The sequence below is a fragment of the Nocardia sp. IFM 10818 genome (assembly GCF_054655275.1).
The window spans coordinates 3,084,566-3,100,667 of sequence record NZ_BAAHJH010000001.1; the positions used below are offsets into that span (position 1 = coordinate 3,084,566).

Sequence of the window (16,102 nt, forward strand, 5' to 3'; positions counted from 1 at the left end):
ATCTGGCTTACTTCCCCTGTCCGGGTTGCGGATTCAGCAGCGGCTCGTACTTCTTCTGGATCTGCTCGACCTGTGCGGCGGCGCCCGTGTTCCAGCCCGGCGCGGGCATGCCGTCGACGTCCGCGACCAGTGTGGCCGGATTGCTCACCACACCGAGGTTGGCCGCCGCCTGCGGCCCGACCGCCTGGATGATCTCCAGGTTCATCTGTGCGGCAATCGTCGCCCGGTCGAACGATTCCCGGCTGTAATCGGCATTCAGCACCTGCGTGAACGCATTGTCGGAGAACGTGTCCCCCCAATCCCGGGCGGCGATCTGATCGCGGGTCAGGTGCGGGTTGCCGGCCAGATTGGTCCACAACACCTTGAACATCTCCTCGGCCTTGGCGTCCATCGCGTGATAGCGGCCCGCCGCCAACCCCAACGCTCGGGCGATCTCATTGCCCGACTGCACCAGCGCCCGCACACCCCACGACCACCGCTCGGTATAGGACTCGAACTCCGTCTGCACCGATGCCTTGCCCGCCTCCAACGCCGACAACGCCAGCAACGCCAACCCACGCCCGGACGCGGCGGTCTCCTTGAACCCCACCTCCGCCAGCGCATCGATCATTCCCGTGATGCCCTTGGCGGTCTGCTCCAACGCCGCCGGATCGACCCGCAACCGCTCACCCGCCACTACTCAGCCTCCCTCATCAGGAATTCCATGCCCAATCGAATTCCGGCTACATCCGATACGTGATTCGAAGCGGCGCAGCCTCTTCCCATTGCGGGGTTCCGGTGGTGGGCGCCGTCGGTCGGCTGTCGTGTGCGAGCTGCCCCAGTAACTGGGCAGCTTCGGCTTCGGCCTGCTCCCTCGCTCGGCGATGACAGCGTGAGATCACGGCGGCGAGTCGGGCGGCATCGGCTTTCATCGCCTCGGGATCGATCCGCAGGTCCGTGATCGTCCCGTACGCATCGGTCTCGACAACCACCATCCCCCGCGACTCCTGCGCACGCCCACGCACTTTCGACATCGCCTCATCGACCTGCCGGGCGCGAGCGGCCCGCTGCTGCGCATCCACCCTCACACCCCCTCATCCACCACCGAAACCGAGCATGCGCTGATCCGAGCGTCCCGCCCGATGCTAACCACCAGCCCGGAACCGGACAACTTCGCCCGCGGCGTCCCTTTCACCGCGCCGCGACAACCACCGGGCATGCTGCCGCGCAGGCGAATGCTAGGACCAAGCGGTGAGAGGTGACGTAAGAGAACTCGACGGCCCCCCATCGGCCCGGCCCTGGTCTTCGCTTCCGGCAAATGGGATGCCTTCACCGCCAACATAATCGACCAGAAGCCATATGGTTGGACATATGGGGCTGGCCGATGAGATCCGCGCGGAAGAAGCGAAGATTCGGGCGGAGCAGATCGCGGCTCGACAAACTGAACTCGATGGATGGCGAGCCACTTTCGAAGCGATCGATTCCGTAGCTGCCGACATAGCAAGCGCGTGCGTTCAGCTACTTCCGCCGGTTGGCAGGCGAGGCTGGATGTTGGATATCCAGAACCCGCGCAACTGGACGGGCGCAATGTGGGTCGTCTTCTATCCCGACGGGTCGTGGGGCATGGGTCGATCACCACGGCTACCCACTCAATTCAGATTTGTCCGCTGGCCCTCCGGGACGCGGTGCGGACAACGACCCGGATCGAATCCGTCCGGTCCCGAATCTGTCGGTTGCGGATGTCTCGAGGTCCGCGCAGAACGCGATGATGGCCCGGAGGGTGAGCAGGTAGCGGGCCTCGACCCTCCAGAGAAGCGGATCTCGATATGCGGCGCGGGGCAGACAGATCAGGAGACGAGTTTCAGGCCGACCACGCAGGCGACGATGCCCGCCAGCAGCAGGACCTTCAGCGAGCCGACGGCCTCGCCGCCGGTAGCCATCGAATAGACGACGGTCAGCACCGCGCCGATGCCCACCCACACGGCATACGCCGTACCGACCGGCAGATCGCGCATCGCCCACGCCAGCCCGGCCATGCTGCCGACCAGCGCCACGCCGAACAGCGCGGTCGGACCCAGCCGCGAGAACCCTTCGGACTTCCCCAGCGCGGTAGCCCACACGGCTTCCAGCACGCCCGACATCACAAGAATCACCCAAGACATGACAGACCTCCGAGGCCGTCTTGTCGCGCGCCGGGTACGGCTCCCTCGTCCGGGGTTCCAGAGCGGAACCGCCTTCCACCATGGCAAACAATGCGCTATCCGGGCAAGTTCACGCCCGGTGACTTCGATCGCCCTCCGAGAGCCATACGGCGAGAATCACTACTTTCACCCAAAGCCGCACGGCCGCAGTGTAAGTCCAGCCGTATCCGGGTAGGGTCTGCTTTCCGGTGTGGGTTCCGGAGCAGAAAGCGATGTGGGGGATATGGACCCGTCTGAACGTCCGCGCGAATTCGAGCTGTTGCTGCGCAGCGTCACCGAACCCGGTTCCGAGGGTGCGCTGCTGCTCGGTCCGGTGGGGTCGGGGAAGACCACGCTGCTGCGGGTGCTCGAACAATCGCTGACACGGCGCGGGCGGGCGGTCTTCCGGGTATCGCTCGCCGGATTGCGCTATCCCGACGGGGTCGGGGAACGCATCGTGACCGTGATCGCCGCGTCGTCCTACGGCCGGCTCGTCGGGACGACTCGCTTTCTGCGCTCGTCGGCGGGCGCGCCGCCGATCCGGGAGACAGCGGAATTCCTGGAACGCTTCGCCAGCCGGGTGCCCGAGCCGGTGCTGCTGCTGGACGCGCTCGACGATACGGCCAGCCCCTCGCGCTTCGCGGCGGCCATCGAGGAGCTCACCCTGCTGCTCGACGACTGGCGGTTCGTGCTGGCGGCGCGTGAGGATCTCCGGGAGTTCCGCCGCTTCACGGGTTTACAAGTGATCCGGATCGAGGAACCGATCCCGGATGAACTGTGGGGCTACGACTCCTCGAGAGCTATGCCCAGTCCGCCGGCGGGGGCCTTGGCGGGAGCGCCGCCCCTCACTCCCGGTTCCACCGTGGGGATGTCGATGGCCGAGAGCGTGAGCTCGGCGATCGATACCTCGCCGAACCCGGCGAAGGTCGCCCAGCTGCTCGAGGAGATCGCGCTCGCGGGCGGTTCGGCGAAGATCGTCACCCTGGCAACGAAGACCTCGATAGCGGAGGACGAGGTCCGCAGCCTGCTCGCCGCGGTACGGCTGGGGCCGCGGCCGCTCGATATCGAGGATGGCGACGATCCGTCGGTGGCGATGGGGGAGCCGCACAAACGCGCGATTCTCGCCGCCCGCATTCTCATCCCACGGTTTCGATTGGCGGACTTGACGTTCGGATCCGAGGAAGCCGAACGAGACGAGTTTCTGGACCGCAGCTTCGTTCATCGGGGAAAGCTGAAAGCGATTGTCGGCCAGCGCCGCTCCCTCGTCATCGGTGATCGCGGCTCCGGCAAGAGCGCGATCTTCCGGAGGCTGTGCACCGATGAGTCGGTGGACCGTACTCGAATCGATGTGCGTCCGGTGGCGAATACTGGTGAGCTGCTGCACCGCATCGTCGATGGCGATTCCTGGCTCGATGTGGACGGCTTGCGCGCCGTCTGGCTGATCGTCGTGGCGTCCGTGGTGGCGTCGGCGCTGCCCGCCTCCGCCTCGAAGCGATTGCGCCGCGACGCCGCCGATCTGCGCGCCGCCCTCGGCATGGCCGAGCCGCCCGGGCCGGGCCGCCGGATGCTCCGCGCGCTGGTTCACCCCCTGCGCGGTACCAGCGTGAAATTCGCGGTGGGACCGGTCAATCTCGAAACCCAATTGCCCTCGGGCGCCGAAACCGGTTCGCGCAGGGCCGAAGTGGATGTAGAAGCGTTTCTGCAGGAGGCGGAACTCACGCTGCGGCAGGCCGGACGGCGGGTGCTCGTGCTGTTCGACCGCATCGACGAGACCTTCAAATACGATCGGGCCAAACAGGAAGCCGTCGTGCAGTCGCTGCTGCAGGCCGAAGGGCGCGTATCGCTGTTCGAGAACATCGGCCTCACCATCTTTCTGCGGACCGACCTCTTCGAGCTCTATGACATCCAAGAGAAGAACAAGGTGGTGTCGCGGACGCTCACCCTGGAATGGTCCGAGGATCAGTGGTTGCAGGTGCTGATCCGTCGTGTGCTCGCCAATGAGGAGCTCGCGAAACTGGCCGACCGAGCGCGAAACGCGGACGGCTCCCTGGAGATCCGCACCGCACTGGAGATGATCTTCCCGGCCGAGATCGAAGGCCGGCCGATCGATCGCTGGCTGATCGACTCGCTGCGCAATGGAAACGGCGACATCTCACCGCGCTCGGCCGTGCTGCTCCTGCATCTGACCCGCGAGCTGTCGAGCAAGTCGGACGAGTACGTCACCGACCTCCCCCTCTTCCCCGAAGCCTCGGTGACGCCCGCCATGACGAAGGTGTCCGACCTGAGCTTCTCCGAGGTCGTCAATGACTTCAAGGTCGCGCCGTCGTTCGTATTGAACTGCCGCGCCGGAAAACTCACCGAGTTCGCCCTCCACGAAGTCACCGACCTCTTCGAAGCATCCGAGGGCAAGATCAGCGAACAGGTCCGCCTGCTCGAGCGCCTCGGCTTCCTCGAACGCGTGGTACAGGAGACCGAGACGGGGACCCGATCGCTGTTCCGGATCCCCCGCCTCTACACGCGCTGCTGGGATTACGCCTGAGCGTTCAGGCGAAGCGCTGCACGAAGCGCGGGCGCTGCGGCCGCTGTTGGACGAAGCCATCATTCAGTTCGCGGTCCGCGGCCGAACGACTCGGACGGTTGCTGGTCACGATGGAGCCGGGCGCGAAGTTCCGGTTCCCATTCCTCTAGGCCCTGGGCGGTGTCGCCGATGGGAAGGCGTTCGGGGTGTGGCCCACATCCTCATCGAACTCACCGATCACGTTGCCGGGCTGGATCAGTGGCTGTCTCAGGGCGGCTTTCTGCCCAAGGAATGGGAATGGGCCCACAGTGCCGGGAGGGCCAGACTCGCATCCATCTGCGTAACCAGCCCGCCGAGCTCGAAATCGGAAAGAAACTGGCGCTCAGCAACTTTGACCTGGGTATGCTACATCCATCCCAACGTCGCCATCAGAGGGGGAAAAAACGACTATGGCGAATTTGACTACCAACCAAAAAGCTGTGGTGGCCGTGCCTGGCTACTTCGCTGTTACTTCAATTTTAGGAGCGATGATTATCCAATTCATGATTACAGAAAAGGGGGATTGCTTTTCTCGGCGTTATGATCGGAAGGAGTGTAAGGCTGAGGTGAAAACGCTGGAGTCGATACTGTACTCACTTCTTGGATCGGCCTTGTTCTGGGGGCTCCTCGCGCTTGTTTTATTCATTATTTTTGCTAGTGGACCTTCTTCGGAAAGGTCACCGATAGGATTAGCCGAGGAAGACGATTGAGTTCGCTATTTTTTCAAGAGGTAAGCGATTGGCCGTCCGCATGGCATCGAATATCGCATACTTCTTGACGAGGGGTGGGCACTCGACACAGGAGTACCCGCCGGGGCCTGCCAGGCGAGCATGAGCAGATCGGTCACCTAGTTCGGCGCTAGTTTCGCCCCCCGACACGCAGACCGATCTGCGGTGATGGAGCAGGTGAGTAAAGGAGGAAGCGTGTCGGGTAATCGGTAGGTAGGGAAAGAGTTTCAGAGAGTGAAGATGTAGCTGGTTGGGTAGGAAGCGGTGTCGTTGGGTAGGTGGTCGGGTTCGGTGACGTGGCGTGCGTACGTGACGGTGGGATAGGTGGCATGGTCCGGAGCGCTGGCGCGGTGGTGATCTCCGGTGCGAAGAGTTGCGTCGAGGTGGCCGAGTCCGGTGAGAATTTCGCGGTTGCCAGCCCGGTACCGAGTACGGCCCAGTGGTGTTGTGCGGGTGGGGGATTCCCTGGGCGCGCGCCGCATTGTGTGGGGCCGCCCCTCCGAATTCCCGACCCCACCCCCCGGAGACCAACCGCGCGGTGTGTGACGGTAATTCGGTCGCGCACGCATTGGCGCGTTCCCTGGAACCCGGAGCCTCTGCGGCCCCCGGGCAGGCGGTGCGGGCAGGCGCAGGACCTGCCCCGGCGAGAGCGCGGCGTGCGCGCAGGGAATCCACGCTCTCCCGGGCGCTCCCATCCCGTTGACACGTACGTGTCAAACCGTTGGGCCGCAGGTTGAGGCGAATACGAACGGCATGGACTGTGGGCGCAAGATCCGGATATCGCGCAGTACCTTCGAGGCGGGGCCGATCTACTGCGGAAACTGCGGGGGAGCTTCGAAGTCGAGGGCGAACCTGGGATCCGCGCCTCAGTTCAGATCGAGTTCACACCGCTCGGTGCACGTTGAGTTCACGACAGCAGAAAGGCCCGGTCGAAACCGGGCCTGATCTGGCCTTACTCTGGTGCGCGATACTGGGATTGAACCAGTGACCTCTTCCGTGTCAGGGAAGCGCTCTCCCGCTGAGCTAATCGCGCATGAAAATCCCCCGTTGAGCGGATGACGAGATTCGAACTCGCGACCCTCACCTTGGCAAGGTGATGCGCTACCAGCTGCGCTACATCCGCATTCGCTTGCCGGGGCTCTGGGAGCCGATCGGCTTGCGGGACAGAACTTTAGCGTACAACCGGGGTGGAAATGCAAATCGGCACGTCAAAGAGTCGGGGCGGCTGATCGCGGCGCACCGGTGGCACGGTGGGGCGCTGAGCGGGAGCGCCCGGCAGGACTACGATTGGGCCGTGCCCGGATGTCTGCTGCCGCCCGCGGTGCCGTGGATTCGTCCGGCATCGCGGTGCCGACCATGAACACCGACGACGCCGCCGACAAGTACAGCGTGGTCGCCGTCGCGTCCTCGGCCGGGGGGATCGGCGCGCTCATCCGGGTACTCGGGGCCCTGCCCGCCACCTTGCCCGTCCCCGTGCTGGTCGTGCAGCATCTCGATCCCCGCCACAAGACGATCATCGCCGAATTGCTCGGCCGCAGAACACGACTGCGGGTCGAGTTGGCCAGGGCGGAGGTGACGGCCGAGCCGGGGACGGTGTACATCGCGCCGCCGAACTACCATCTGCTGGTCGAGCCGCACGGCGTGCTGTCCCTGTCCAGCAGCGAACTCGTGCATTTCGTGCGCCCCTCGGCCGATCTGCTGTTCGAATCGGTCGCCGGCGCCTACGGCGCCCGCGCCATCGCGGTGGTGCTCACCGGCACCGGCAGCGATGGCGCGATGGGGGTGAGTGCGGTGAAATCCCGAGGTGGCACAGTGATCGTGCAAGATCCCGAGGACGCGGAGTTCCGGGGAATGCCCACGGCGGCCCGAGCGACCGGGGCGGCCGATCTGGTCCTGCCGCTGGACGAGATCGCCGCGGTCGTCCGTGGTTTGGTGGAACCGGGTGAGGTATGACCGAGTCGAAGAGGGAGACCATGACGGAACCGAGCGAGACCGCCGACCCGGCGGCCGACGCCGCGTTGGAGGACCTGCTGGTTTTCATTCGTGATTCCCGTGGATTCGATTTCACCGGATACAAGCGCTCGTCGCTGACCCGGCGCATCCGCAAGCGCATGCACGAGGTGCGGGTCGGGGACTACCTCGACTACCGGGACATGCTGGAAAGTGACGCGGAGGAATTCCGCCACCTGTTCAACACCATCCTCATCAATGTGACAAGCTTTTTCCGGGACCTGGAATCCTGGGAATATCTGCAGCGCGAGGTGCTGCCCGAAATCATCGGGGCCGGTGATCCGGGCGACGAGATCCGGATCTGGAGCGCCGGCTGCTCCAGCGGTGAGGAAACCTATTCGCTGGCCATCGCCCTGGCCGAGGTGCTCGGTCTCGAGGAAGCCGTGCGCCGGATCAAGATCTACGGCACCGATGTCGACGAGGAGGCGCTGCGCGAGGCCCGCGCCGGCGTTTACCCCGCTCGCGCGCTGGAGAAGATGTCCAAGGAGCTGCGGGACAGGTATTTCGAGCCGGTCGGCGACAAGTTCTCCTTCCGCTCCGACCTGCGGCGGCGGGTCATCTTCGGCCGCCACGACATCACCCGCGACGCACCGATTTCCCGCCTCGACCTGCTGGTGTGCCGGAATACCCTGATGTACTTCAATGTCGAGGCGCAGACGCAGATCGTGGATCGCTTCCACTTCGCGGTCCGCGAGGGCGGTTTCCTGTTTCTCGGGAAGGCCGAACTATTGGTCTCCGATGGTGAACGATTCGAGGTCACCAATATGCGCCAGCGCATTTTCCGCCGCCGGGCGGGGCAGGCCGGGCCCGCGTATCTGTCCGGTCCCGCCCGGTTCGACAGCGAACTGGGGCAGGAGGTGCAAGGTTTGGTCAAGAAGCGGCAGCTCGGCGACCTGGCGCTCGAGACCGCGCCGTTCGGGATGCTCGGCATCGACGCCGACGGCCGGGTCTCGATCATCAACAATCAGATGCGCAGTCAGTTCGGCATGGCCGTGCACGATGTCGGCCGGCCACTGAGCGAACTGGAGATCTCGTATCGCCCGGTGGAATTGCGGTCCCTCATCGAGCAGGCGGTCAGCGAGCACCGCGCCATCCGGATCAACTCCGCCGAACGCAAGCTGGGCCCGGAGGAGGTCCAGTACTTCGAGGTGCACATTCAGCCGCTGTGGGCCGCGGACGGGGCCAGCGTCGGCGTGGCGGTCACCTTCGTCGACATCACGTTCGCCACCCGGCTCTCGATGGAAGTGAAGATCAAGCGCGAGGAGCTCGAGACCGCCTATGAGGAACTCCAGTCCACCAATGAGGAGCTGGAGACCACCAACGAGGAGCTCCAGTCCAGCATCGAGGAATTGGAGACCACCAACGAGGAATTGCAGTCCACCAATGAGGAATTGGAGACCACCAACGAGGAATTGCAGTCCGGCAACGAGGAACTCGAGACCATGAACGAGGAGATGCGCCTCCGCACGGACGAATTGGATGAGGCTAGAACGTTTTTGGAAGGCGTCCTCTACAGCGTCGGCGCCGGTGTGGTGGTCATCGACGGCGATCTGCGCGTACGCAGCTGGAACCGGGGCGCCGAGGAATTGTGGGGATTGCGGTCCGAGGAAGTGCAGAACGAGAGCTTCTTCACGCTGGATTTCGGCTTGCCGACCGAGATGGTCCATGAAAGTCTGCAGCAGTGCTTGAAAACCGGCAGGCGTGTAGGGCCGCTGGATATTCCGGCGCGGAATCGGCTCGGGCGGCCGATCATCTGCTCGATCGTCTGTTCACCGCTGGACGGGAGCCGGGATGGCGTGGTGCTGCTGATGGAGGAGTCCACGGCGAGCCCCGATGCGCGTATGGACTGATTGACCGTGCCACCGGGCTGGTGAGCGTACCCTTTTAGCGTGCCGAGTGACCCGGACTATCCCGCCTTGATCGTCCGCGAATGGCAGGAGTACAGCGCTGAACGCGAACGCGCCGCACGGGCGGCAGCCATCGCTGCAAGGTTCGAATTGCAATCCACGCAGGCGCCGTTGAGCTTGCGACCGCTCCGGGAGCGCATGGCCGAACTGTATCGGGGGATCGAGGAGCGCCACCTGGCCTGCGCGCGGCTGCACCAGAACTACGCGCGCCGTTTGCAGCGCTGGCTCACCGGCAGCCGCGCCACCTCGCGCCCGGTGTTCATGTCCGCGGTCGCCGCGCAACTCGGCGTGGACAGCGCCGCGATCACCCTGTTCGGCCCCGAACGGGAGGAACTGCTGGTGGCGGCGTCGGACAGCACCGCCCGCACGGCCCACGACCTGGAGCTGACCATGGAGGAGGGGCCGGCGCGAGATGTGCTGAACGGCAACGACCTCGTGGTCGCCCATCCTGGCGAGCTGCAGGCGCGCTGGCCGCAGTTCGGCCCGGCCCTGAGCGATCTCGGTGTGCGCGCCGTGCTCGCGGTGCCGCTGCGTTCGTCGGGTCTGCTCGGCGCCATGTGCGCCTATGCCTGCCGCGCGAAGCTGCACCGCGAGATCGCGCCGATGGCCGACCAGGTGGCCGATGTACTGACCAATGCGGTGCTGCTCGCTCCGAGCTCCGCCGATTCCGATGGTCTCGGCCTCGGCGGCGCGCTGTTCGAGGAGGCCGACTACCTGTCGAATGTGCACCAAGCGATCGGCAAGGTGGCGGTGCAGTGCGGGTGCGACGTCGACTCGGCGTGGGCGCTGCTGCGGGCGCGGGCCTTCGCCAGCGGAATATCGGTCGAGGAGCTGGCTCGCCAAGTCGTTGCCGGAGGTCTCCAATTGTGCTGATCTACAGGTCCTTTCATGCTCGATGACGTGGCCGCGGGAATGTCGGAGCTGGCAGTGCTGCTGCTCGCCGGGGACGATGTCACCGAATCTTTGCGCGCGATACCCGATATCGTGTCCCGCATGCTGCCCGGGCATCCGCTGGTCCGGGTCGTCGTTCCCGGCCCCGGTGACACCGGTGTCGACGAATCCTCTGGGGCCGAGGTGGTTCCCGCTCCGGGATTCCGCTCCCTCTGTGTGCTGCCGCTCGCGGTGAACAACCGGCAGGTCGGTACTCTCGCGCTCTATGCCACTCGCCGCGCCGGGATCAGCGACGAGACCCGGCACGCGGCGACCTTGACCGCCGACTACATCGGCGTGCTGCTGGATGTGGCGCACGGCGCCGCCCGGCGGGCGAAACTGACCGCCCAGCTGCGCGCGGCGCTGGCCTCACGCTCCACCATCGACCAAGCGCTCGGCATCGTCATGGGCCAGCAACGATGCACCCGGGCGGCCGCGTTCGACCGGTTGCGCGAGATCTCGATGCGGCGCAATATCAAGATCTCCGCGCTGTCCGCGGAGATCATCGAACAGGTCACCGGCGCGAAGCCGGTCGCACCGCATTTCGTGGAGCCCGGATAGCGTGCCGGGCACGGTGTCCAGGCATATGAGCTTGTCGCAATCGGTCTCGGTGAGGTCCGCCACCGCCCGCTCGGTGGCCAGCGGCGCGGCGAGCACGACCCGGATCGCGCCGAGGTCGTAGGCATGATGGCAGACGGCGCGGGCCGCGACCGGATCGTCGAGCACATCGGCGATGACGACCACGGTGCACCGGGCCACCGGGCTCGGGCCACGACCGTGCCCGGATGCCCGGGCATCGGCGATGTGCAGGGGGACATCGAGGGTCTCGGCCACTTCGCGGGCCACCTCGACACCGCCCGGCGCGATGGCGAGCATCGCCACATCGGGTCCGCGGAAGGCGCGCAGTCGATCGACCAGTCGGCGACCTGCCTCCCGGCGGTCACGAAACAACATGAGAGTGCTCCCGAGGTCTCGGCTTCGGCAGGTTCACCTGTCGCGAAAAATGGCGTTTCGCAACGCATTCAGCCGTAGTTCGGCGAAGAACAGACGCCGGGTGAGGTAGTTGCCCAGTGCGGCGATCACCGATGTGCCGGGCAGGCGCGCACGCGCGGCCCGCGGGGGCGGGATGTGCAGGAAGGCGTCGACCATGGCGGTCTCCTGAGTCGCTCGGGTGGCTCCGGAGCCGCGCTTCAGGACTCGAAGGAGAACGTAGTACAAAGGTTACGCTCGTCGAACCGCCGGAGACAGCGGAATTTTCGCATTCCGAAGGGTGTGAACAGTCGAGAGGAACGCGCCGATTCCCGCACCGGCGGCATTCATCAGCACGTCGTCGATCGACGAGTACCGTCCCAAGTCGAAGACGTACTGCGCGGTCTCGAGCACGGCGGACAGCGCGGCGCCGACCGCGAACATGCGGAAGACGCCCGCGAACCACGGAAAACGCAGCGGCAGAAAAAAACCCAGTGGGATGAAGAGAATCGTGTTGGCGACGATCTGCACCACGGTATTGGTCGACGCCTCCATCACCGTGGCGATCAAATCCCGGAACGGAACCAGGATCACCTTCCGCTCGCCATGTGCCGGGGTGAGGATCATCCATATCCACGGCAAGGTCCCCAGCAGTATCCCCGCCTCCGCGATCGACCATTGCAACGCTTCGCCGGGAGTCCGCCCGCGCCGCATCCGCCTCCGTGCCAGACTCGCCGCCCCGAATGCGACGACCGGCACCGCGATCGCCCACACCACGAGCACGTCCCCCCACGATTCCCACACCTGCCGCATCAGCCCACAGTAACCGCGCCCCGCGACCGTCAGCCGCCGTCATTTCCGGGGTCGCCGTCACCCGGACCGCCCGGGCACGCCGGCGGTCCGGTAATTTTCCGCATGTGAGCACCGATTACGACACGATCGTCGACGAGATCCGCACGCTCCACCACGACCTGGCGCTATGGCTGGGCACCGCCGGCGCCACGGCCGCCCTGGACCGGTTCCTGACCCAGCAGCACCCCGACTTCTCCATGGTCACTCAGACCGGGATGGTGGTGGCCCGCGAGCCGCTGGCGGCGGGCCTGCGCGGCGCGGGCAACTCGACCCCCGGTCTCACCATCGAGGTCCTCGACATCGAAATCCTGCACCATTCGCCGGATTCCACCGTGGCCCGCTTCAAGGAAGTGCACCGCCACCCCTCCGGCCCCCGCGCCCGCTTCACCACCGCCCTCCTGCTGGCCGATCCCGAGGCCCGCAATGGCCTGCGCTGGCGCACCGTCCACGAGACCGCGGTGGCCCGCTGAGCTTCCGGCTCAGGAACGAGCGGTCTCCCGGGCGGCGGTGGCCAGGATGCCGGCGAGGTCGGCCGGAACGGGCAAGGTGGTCAGGAGACCGTATTCCCCTCCGCCACAATCCGAATCGCCCGCTGCATCCGCAACCATCGCATATACGGGCGCAACGGCAACCCCACCTCCGCCCGCACCCACCCGCGCAACCCGTCCGCCGCGCGAATCCCGTCGGTGAGGCGCGCCCCCGCCACGGATTCGGGATCCACATGCACGAGCCGCCCCATCCCCGTTCCCCACACCACCTCGTGCACGGCATCCGCCGGAATCACCACGGCCTCCGATTCCGCCCGCACCCCCACCCGATCTCCGATTTCGACCCCGCTTGCGGCGCTGATCACCTGAACCGTGTGATGCGCGTGCAACCCGGCCGTCCCGATCGCCCCCTCGACCACCATCAACCCGGGCCGCACCCACGCCCGTCCCACCCATCCCGCACTACTCACCCCGCCGGTCTCCCTTGCGCCAGGAGCATGGAAACCGGCAGCCGGGCACTGGGTTCCGGTTAAGATCGGGGGCACGACATGATCACCGCGTGGGGTGCTCGGGCCGCATGTCGGTAGCGGTGTTCGGCGCTCAGGAAGAGACTTCCGCCATGACCACCAGACGCACTGTCCTTGTATTGTCCGCTCTGCCAATGATTTTGGCCGCAGGTCAGGGGGTGGCGACGGGTGCGCCCGCCGCCGAACCGCAGCCGCTGCAGGCCGGGACGACCGTTATCGAAGTGCCCGCGTGGGTGGATACCCGCACCCGGGAGAAGGCGCAGGCGTATCTCGATGTCGCCGAATGGCAGATCGCCACCGCCTACGACAGCATCGGGTTCTCGCGGGAGGAATCCGATCGGCGGGCCGCGTCGACGGTGATCGGCGGGGGTATCGGGGCGGTGGTCGGCACCCTCGCCGGGGGGACGTTCGCGGTCGAGGGGTGTCTCAAGGGGATGGCGGTGGGCGGCATCATCGGTGGCACGGCGGCTGGTGTGCCCAGCGCGGGCATCGGTGTTCCGCTGGGCGCGGCGATCGGCGGGACCGTGGGATGCATGGTGGGCGGTGTCGTGGAGGGCGTACCCGCCGCGGCATTGGGGGCCGCGATCGGCGCGTCCGTGGGCGGTACCGCCGGTGGGGCGCTGGGGAGCGGGGTCGACGTGGAGCAGCCGGCGCCGCCACCGCCGCTCATCGATGTGGCCGCGCTGATACCGAATGCGCAACCCGCGGTGGAGATTCCGGGGCCCGACCTCGGCGCGGCGGTGCGCGCGACCGCGGATACCGTCGCCGCGATCGGTCCCGAAGCCGGTGCGGCGGTCACCTCGCTGCGGGCGGCGATCGATGCGATGCCGCCTTTGAGCCCCGAGATTCTCGGTCCACTCGCCGCACCGATGAACGAACTGGTGACCACGCTGGGCGCCGGCCTCTGACGTCCGCTCGACGAGCCGCGTTCAGCAGTGAGCCGGTGGCGACAGTCGCCCGCCAGCAGCGTCGCGGGCGCGGCGAACCTGCGATCAGTGGTGCGACCTGCGACAGATCGGCGACCGAGGAACGTCTGCTCGCCGGCTGGCCCGGCGTGTCCTCAGCCACCGGAACCCGTGGTGGTCGTCGCGGGTGGCGCGACGGTCAGCCCGGCCGAGAGGCAATAGATGATTTTCCTGATCAGGCCGTATTTCGCAGCTGGTTTCCGCCTGAATTCGGATTACGGGCGGGGTCGCCGTATGGGATCGTTGGCCGGGTGAGCGGGAGATTCCTCAATATCGATGTCGACGTCCACGCGGACACGGATTTGTCCGGGCTGCGTGCGGAATTCGGGGACGATATCAGCGTCCTGTACTGCGGTGCGGACGAACCGCGCAGGTTCCGGCTGTCCTTCGAATGGAACGAGCCGGTCGGCGACGGCATCGAACCGGACGAGGTCGCGCGCGGCCTGTGCGCGGTCGTGGAGCGATTGCCGGCTCGCGGCCGCGCACTGTGGGATTCCGCCGCCGATCGGGTCTTCGACATCGGATTCGAGGCGGAATCGGGCCGCGGGACCGGGCAGGCCCTGCTGCAGCCCGGCACACTGGTGCGGATCGGTGAACTCCGCGCTCGCCTCGCATGCTCGATCTACACCCTCCACCTCACCGAAGCGGAGCCATCTGGCATGAATCAGTGAACGAGCGTACTCTCACTACTTGTTGATCAAGGAGTGCTAGTCACACTGTAGAGGGGCGATCAGGTATGAAGTCGCAGTATTCGAGTGAACGATCGTTCCTCGGTGAACTCGCCCGCGAACTCTCCCGCGTCGGCCGCCGCAGCGGCCGCAGACTCTCCCGCGTCGGCAGCGATGCCGCCTATCAGACGGCCGTCGAAGTCCAGGAACTGCTCACGGAGAGCAGGCATCTGGTGCTCGGCGCCATCCGCGCCAAGGCCGATGAACTCGGCGTGCGCGCCCGGCGACTCTGACGAATTCTCAACGGTAAGAGCAGCTTCGGCTCGGCCGGGCCGGGCGCGGAGGGTGCGAGCCGTCCCACGCCGGTGCTTGCGCGCAGCGCAGCCGGACCGGGCTGCCGCCATTCCCGGCCGTGACGACCTGCGGCGCGAGCACCTCGAGCAGGCGCTGTGGATCGCCGGTTTCCAGTGCGCGCCGGAATGATTCGAGCACCGCGCGGGTCCGGATGGGGGAGACCTCGGCCCGCGGGCGGCGGGTCTGGACGTGCCGGCGCGCGCGGTGCGCGATCTGGTGGACGGCCTCGGGGGATTTGCGAAGAGCGGACCCGATCTCGTCGCAGCCGACGTCGAATACCTCGCGCAGGATGAAGACGACCCGCTCGGTCGGCGACAAGGTCTCCAGCACGACCAGGAGCGCCATCGACACGTTCTCGTCGCGCTCGACGTCCTCGGCCGCATCCGGTGCGGTGAGCAGTGGTTCGGGCAACCACGAGCCGACGTGTTCCTCATTGCGACGCTGCCTGCTGCGCAACCTGTTGAGCGACAACTGGGTTGTGGCCCGGGCCAGGTACGCGCGCTGATTGCGCACTCGGCCGAGGTCGACCCCGATCCATCGCAGCCGGGTTTCCTGCACCACGTCCTCGGCGTCGGCCGCGGACCCGAGGATCTCGTAGGCCACCGTGAACAGCAGGCTGCGGTGAGCGAGGAACGACCCGCCGACCGGCGACAAGAGCGCCCGCGGGGCTCGGCGCGGCCATCGTCGGCTGGAAGGGCTGCAACAGGCCTGCGGGTCGCTACGGAACAGCCCGAGCGAACAGAGTTTCAGCGGCTGATCTACGCGCTGACCATTGGCGTCGGTTGGGAGGCGCAGATCGCGCTGCGTGACGTGCGCGGTCTCGACCCGCAGTCCGAGGCGGAGGTCGTGCGCTGGGCGGCGCGTGTGCTGGTGGAGGCCGCGATCCGGGAGAGCGGCGCAAAAACGGTGCGCGACAGCGGAATTTGATCATGCGCTCGGCCGGCGCGCCGCGCGATACCGATTCGCGAACAGGTCCGGCGAAGTACCG

At 66.4% G+C, this 16,102-nt stretch carries 17 protein-coding genes, 2 tRNA genes, 1 pseudogene and 1 riboswitch; of the genes and pseudogenes, 11 read left to right on the forward strand and 9 right to left on the reverse strand.

The features are described 5' to 3' along the window. Window positions 1-7: 7 nt before the first annotated feature. The 3 genes from ACYQ5L_RS14270 to ACYQ5L_RS14280 form a co-directional block, all read right to left on the reverse strand. Window positions 8-676 carry a hypothetical protein gene (locus ACYQ5L_RS14270; RefSeq protein WP_459957826.1) on the reverse strand — a complete coding sequence of 223 codons (669 nt, stop codon included), beginning with the start codon at window positions 674-676 and terminating at the stop codon, window positions 8-10. A gap of 46 nt (window positions 677-722) precedes the next feature. Further along, on the reverse strand, window positions 723-1,061 hold the full coding sequence (locus tag ACYQ5L_RS14275; RefSeq protein WP_459957827.1) for a YbaB/EbfC family nucleoid-associated protein: 339 nt from the start codon (window positions 1,059-1,061) through the stop codon (window positions 723-725). A gap of 765 nt (window positions 1,062-1,826) precedes the next feature. Then, window positions 1,827-2,141 carry a DMT family transporter gene (locus ACYQ5L_RS14280; RefSeq protein ID WP_459957828.1) on the reverse strand — a complete coding sequence of 105 codons (315 nt, stop codon included), beginning with the start codon at window positions 2,139-2,141 and terminating at the stop codon, window positions 1,827-1,829. 8 nt (window positions 2,142-2,149) lie between these two features. After that, a riboswitch (guanidine-III (ykkC-III) riboswitch) is annotated at window positions 2,150-2,215 on the reverse strand. A 188-nt stretch (window positions 2,216-2,403) separates the two neighbouring features. On the opposite strand from ACYQ5L_RS14280, the gene ACYQ5L_RS14285 reads away from it, so the two are divergent. After that, a complete protein-coding gene (locus ACYQ5L_RS14285) occupies window positions 2,404-4,698 on the forward strand; it encodes a P-loop ATPase, Sll1717 family (RefSeq protein WP_459957829.1) in 2,295 nt (764 codons plus the stop codon). Between the two features lie 187 nt (window positions 4,699-4,885). Then, window positions 4,886-5,260 (forward strand): hypothetical protein, encoded by a 375-nt coding sequence (locus ACYQ5L_RS14290; protein WP_459957830.1) that lies wholly within the window; start codon window positions 4,886-4,888, stop codon window positions 5,258-5,260. A 1,142-nt stretch (window positions 5,261-6,402) separates the two neighbouring features. Here the strand turns inward: ACYQ5L_RS14290 and ACYQ5L_RS14295 are convergent. Together ACYQ5L_RS14295 and ACYQ5L_RS14300 are read right to left on the reverse strand one after the other, a co-directional pair. Continuing rightward, window positions 6,403-6,477, reverse strand: a tRNA-Val gene (locus ACYQ5L_RS14295). A gap of 17 nt (window positions 6,478-6,494) precedes the next feature. Beyond that, window positions 6,495-6,567 (reverse strand) — tRNA-Gly (locus ACYQ5L_RS14300). A gap of 179 nt (window positions 6,568-6,746) precedes the next feature. Here ACYQ5L_RS14300 and ACYQ5L_RS14305 point away from each other — a divergent pair. From ACYQ5L_RS14305 to ACYQ5L_RS14320, 4 genes are read left to right on the forward strand one after another with little or no spacing between them, the layout of a single operon-like run. After that, the gene (locus ACYQ5L_RS14305) at window positions 6,747-7,397 is read left to right on the forward strand and encodes a chemotaxis protein CheB (protein ID WP_459957831.1); all 651 of its coding nucleotides are present in this window, start codon (window positions 6,747-6,749) and stop codon (window positions 7,395-7,397) included. A gap of 20 nt (window positions 7,398-7,417) precedes the next feature. Further along, window positions 7,418-9,304, forward strand: coding sequence for a CheR family methyltransferase (locus tag ACYQ5L_RS14310; RefSeq protein ID WP_459957832.1), 1,887 nt, complete (start codon window positions 7,418-7,420; stop codon window positions 9,302-9,304). A 39-nt stretch (window positions 9,305-9,343) separates the two neighbouring features. Next, window positions 9,344-10,234 carry a GAF and ANTAR domain-containing protein gene (locus ACYQ5L_RS14315; RefSeq protein WP_459957833.1) on the forward strand — a complete coding sequence of 297 codons (891 nt, stop codon included), beginning with the start codon at window positions 9,344-9,346 and terminating at the stop codon, window positions 10,232-10,234. A 15-nt stretch (window positions 10,235-10,249) separates the two neighbouring features. Further along, window positions 10,250-10,852, forward strand: a complete 603-nt coding sequence (locus ACYQ5L_RS14320) for a GAF and ANTAR domain-containing protein (protein ID WP_459957834.1) — start codon at window positions 10,250-10,252, stop codon at window positions 10,850-10,852. Between the two features lie 426 nt (window positions 10,853-11,278). Here ACYQ5L_RS14320 and ACYQ5L_RS14325 read toward each other — a convergent pair whose 3' ends face one another. Beyond that, the gene (locus ACYQ5L_RS14325; RefSeq protein ID WP_459957835.1) at window positions 11,279-11,440 is read right to left on the reverse strand and encodes a hypothetical protein; all 162 of its coding nucleotides are present in this window, start codon (window positions 11,438-11,440) and stop codon (window positions 11,279-11,281) included. 72 nt (window positions 11,441-11,512) lie between these two features. Continuing rightward, window positions 11,513-12,073: a VanZ family protein gene (locus tag ACYQ5L_RS14330; RefSeq protein ID WP_459957836.1), complete on the reverse strand. Its 561-nt coding sequence runs from the start codon at window positions 12,071-12,073 to the stop codon at window positions 11,513-11,515. 104 nt (window positions 12,074-12,177) lie between these two features. On the opposite strand from ACYQ5L_RS14330, the gene ACYQ5L_RS14335 reads away from it, so the two are divergent. Continuing rightward, window positions 12,178-12,582, forward strand: a complete 405-nt coding sequence (locus ACYQ5L_RS14335) for a hypothetical protein (protein WP_459957837.1) — start codon at window positions 12,178-12,180, stop codon at window positions 12,580-12,582. 80 nt (window positions 12,583-12,662) lie between these two features. Here ACYQ5L_RS14335 and ACYQ5L_RS14340 read toward each other — a convergent pair whose 3' ends face one another. Continuing rightward, entirely contained in the window at window positions 12,663-13,070 is a 408-nt protein-coding gene (locus ACYQ5L_RS14340; protein ID WP_459957838.1) for a hypothetical protein, read from the reverse strand. A gap of 191 nt (window positions 13,071-13,261) precedes the next feature. On the opposite strand from ACYQ5L_RS14340, the gene ACYQ5L_RS14345 reads away from it, so the two are divergent. The 3 genes from ACYQ5L_RS14345 (at window position 13,262) to ACYQ5L_RS14355 (ending at window position 15,053) form a co-directional block, all read left to right on the forward strand. Further along, entirely contained in the window at window positions 13,262-14,035 is a 774-nt protein-coding gene (locus ACYQ5L_RS14345) for a hypothetical protein (RefSeq protein ID WP_459957839.1), read from the forward strand. A 308-nt stretch (window positions 14,036-14,343) separates the two neighbouring features. After that, window positions 14,344-14,763 carry a hypothetical protein gene (locus ACYQ5L_RS14350; protein WP_459957840.1) on the forward strand — a complete coding sequence of 140 codons (420 nt, stop codon included), beginning with the start codon at window positions 14,344-14,346 and terminating at the stop codon, window positions 14,761-14,763. Window positions 14,764-14,828: 65 nt separating this feature from the next. Continuing rightward, window positions 14,829-15,053 carry a hypothetical protein gene (locus tag ACYQ5L_RS14355; RefSeq protein WP_379195484.1) on the forward strand — a complete coding sequence of 75 codons (225 nt, stop codon included), beginning with the start codon at window positions 14,829-14,831 and terminating at the stop codon, window positions 15,051-15,053. Between the two features lie 103 nt (window positions 15,054-15,156). Here the strand turns inward: ACYQ5L_RS14355 and ACYQ5L_RS14360 are convergent. Then, a pseudogene (locus ACYQ5L_RS14360) lies at window positions 15,157-15,768 on the reverse strand (sigma-70 family RNA polymerase sigma factor); the annotation flags it as partial. Here ACYQ5L_RS14360 and ACYQ5L_RS14365 point away from each other — a divergent pair. After that, window positions 15,736-16,041, forward strand: a complete 306-nt coding sequence (locus ACYQ5L_RS14365; RefSeq protein ID WP_459957841.1) for a hypothetical protein — start codon at window positions 15,736-15,738, stop codon at window positions 16,039-16,041. The pseudogene ACYQ5L_RS14360 and the gene ACYQ5L_RS14365 overlap by 33 nt on opposite strands. The last annotated feature ends 61 nt before the right edge of the window (window positions 16,042-16,102 follow it).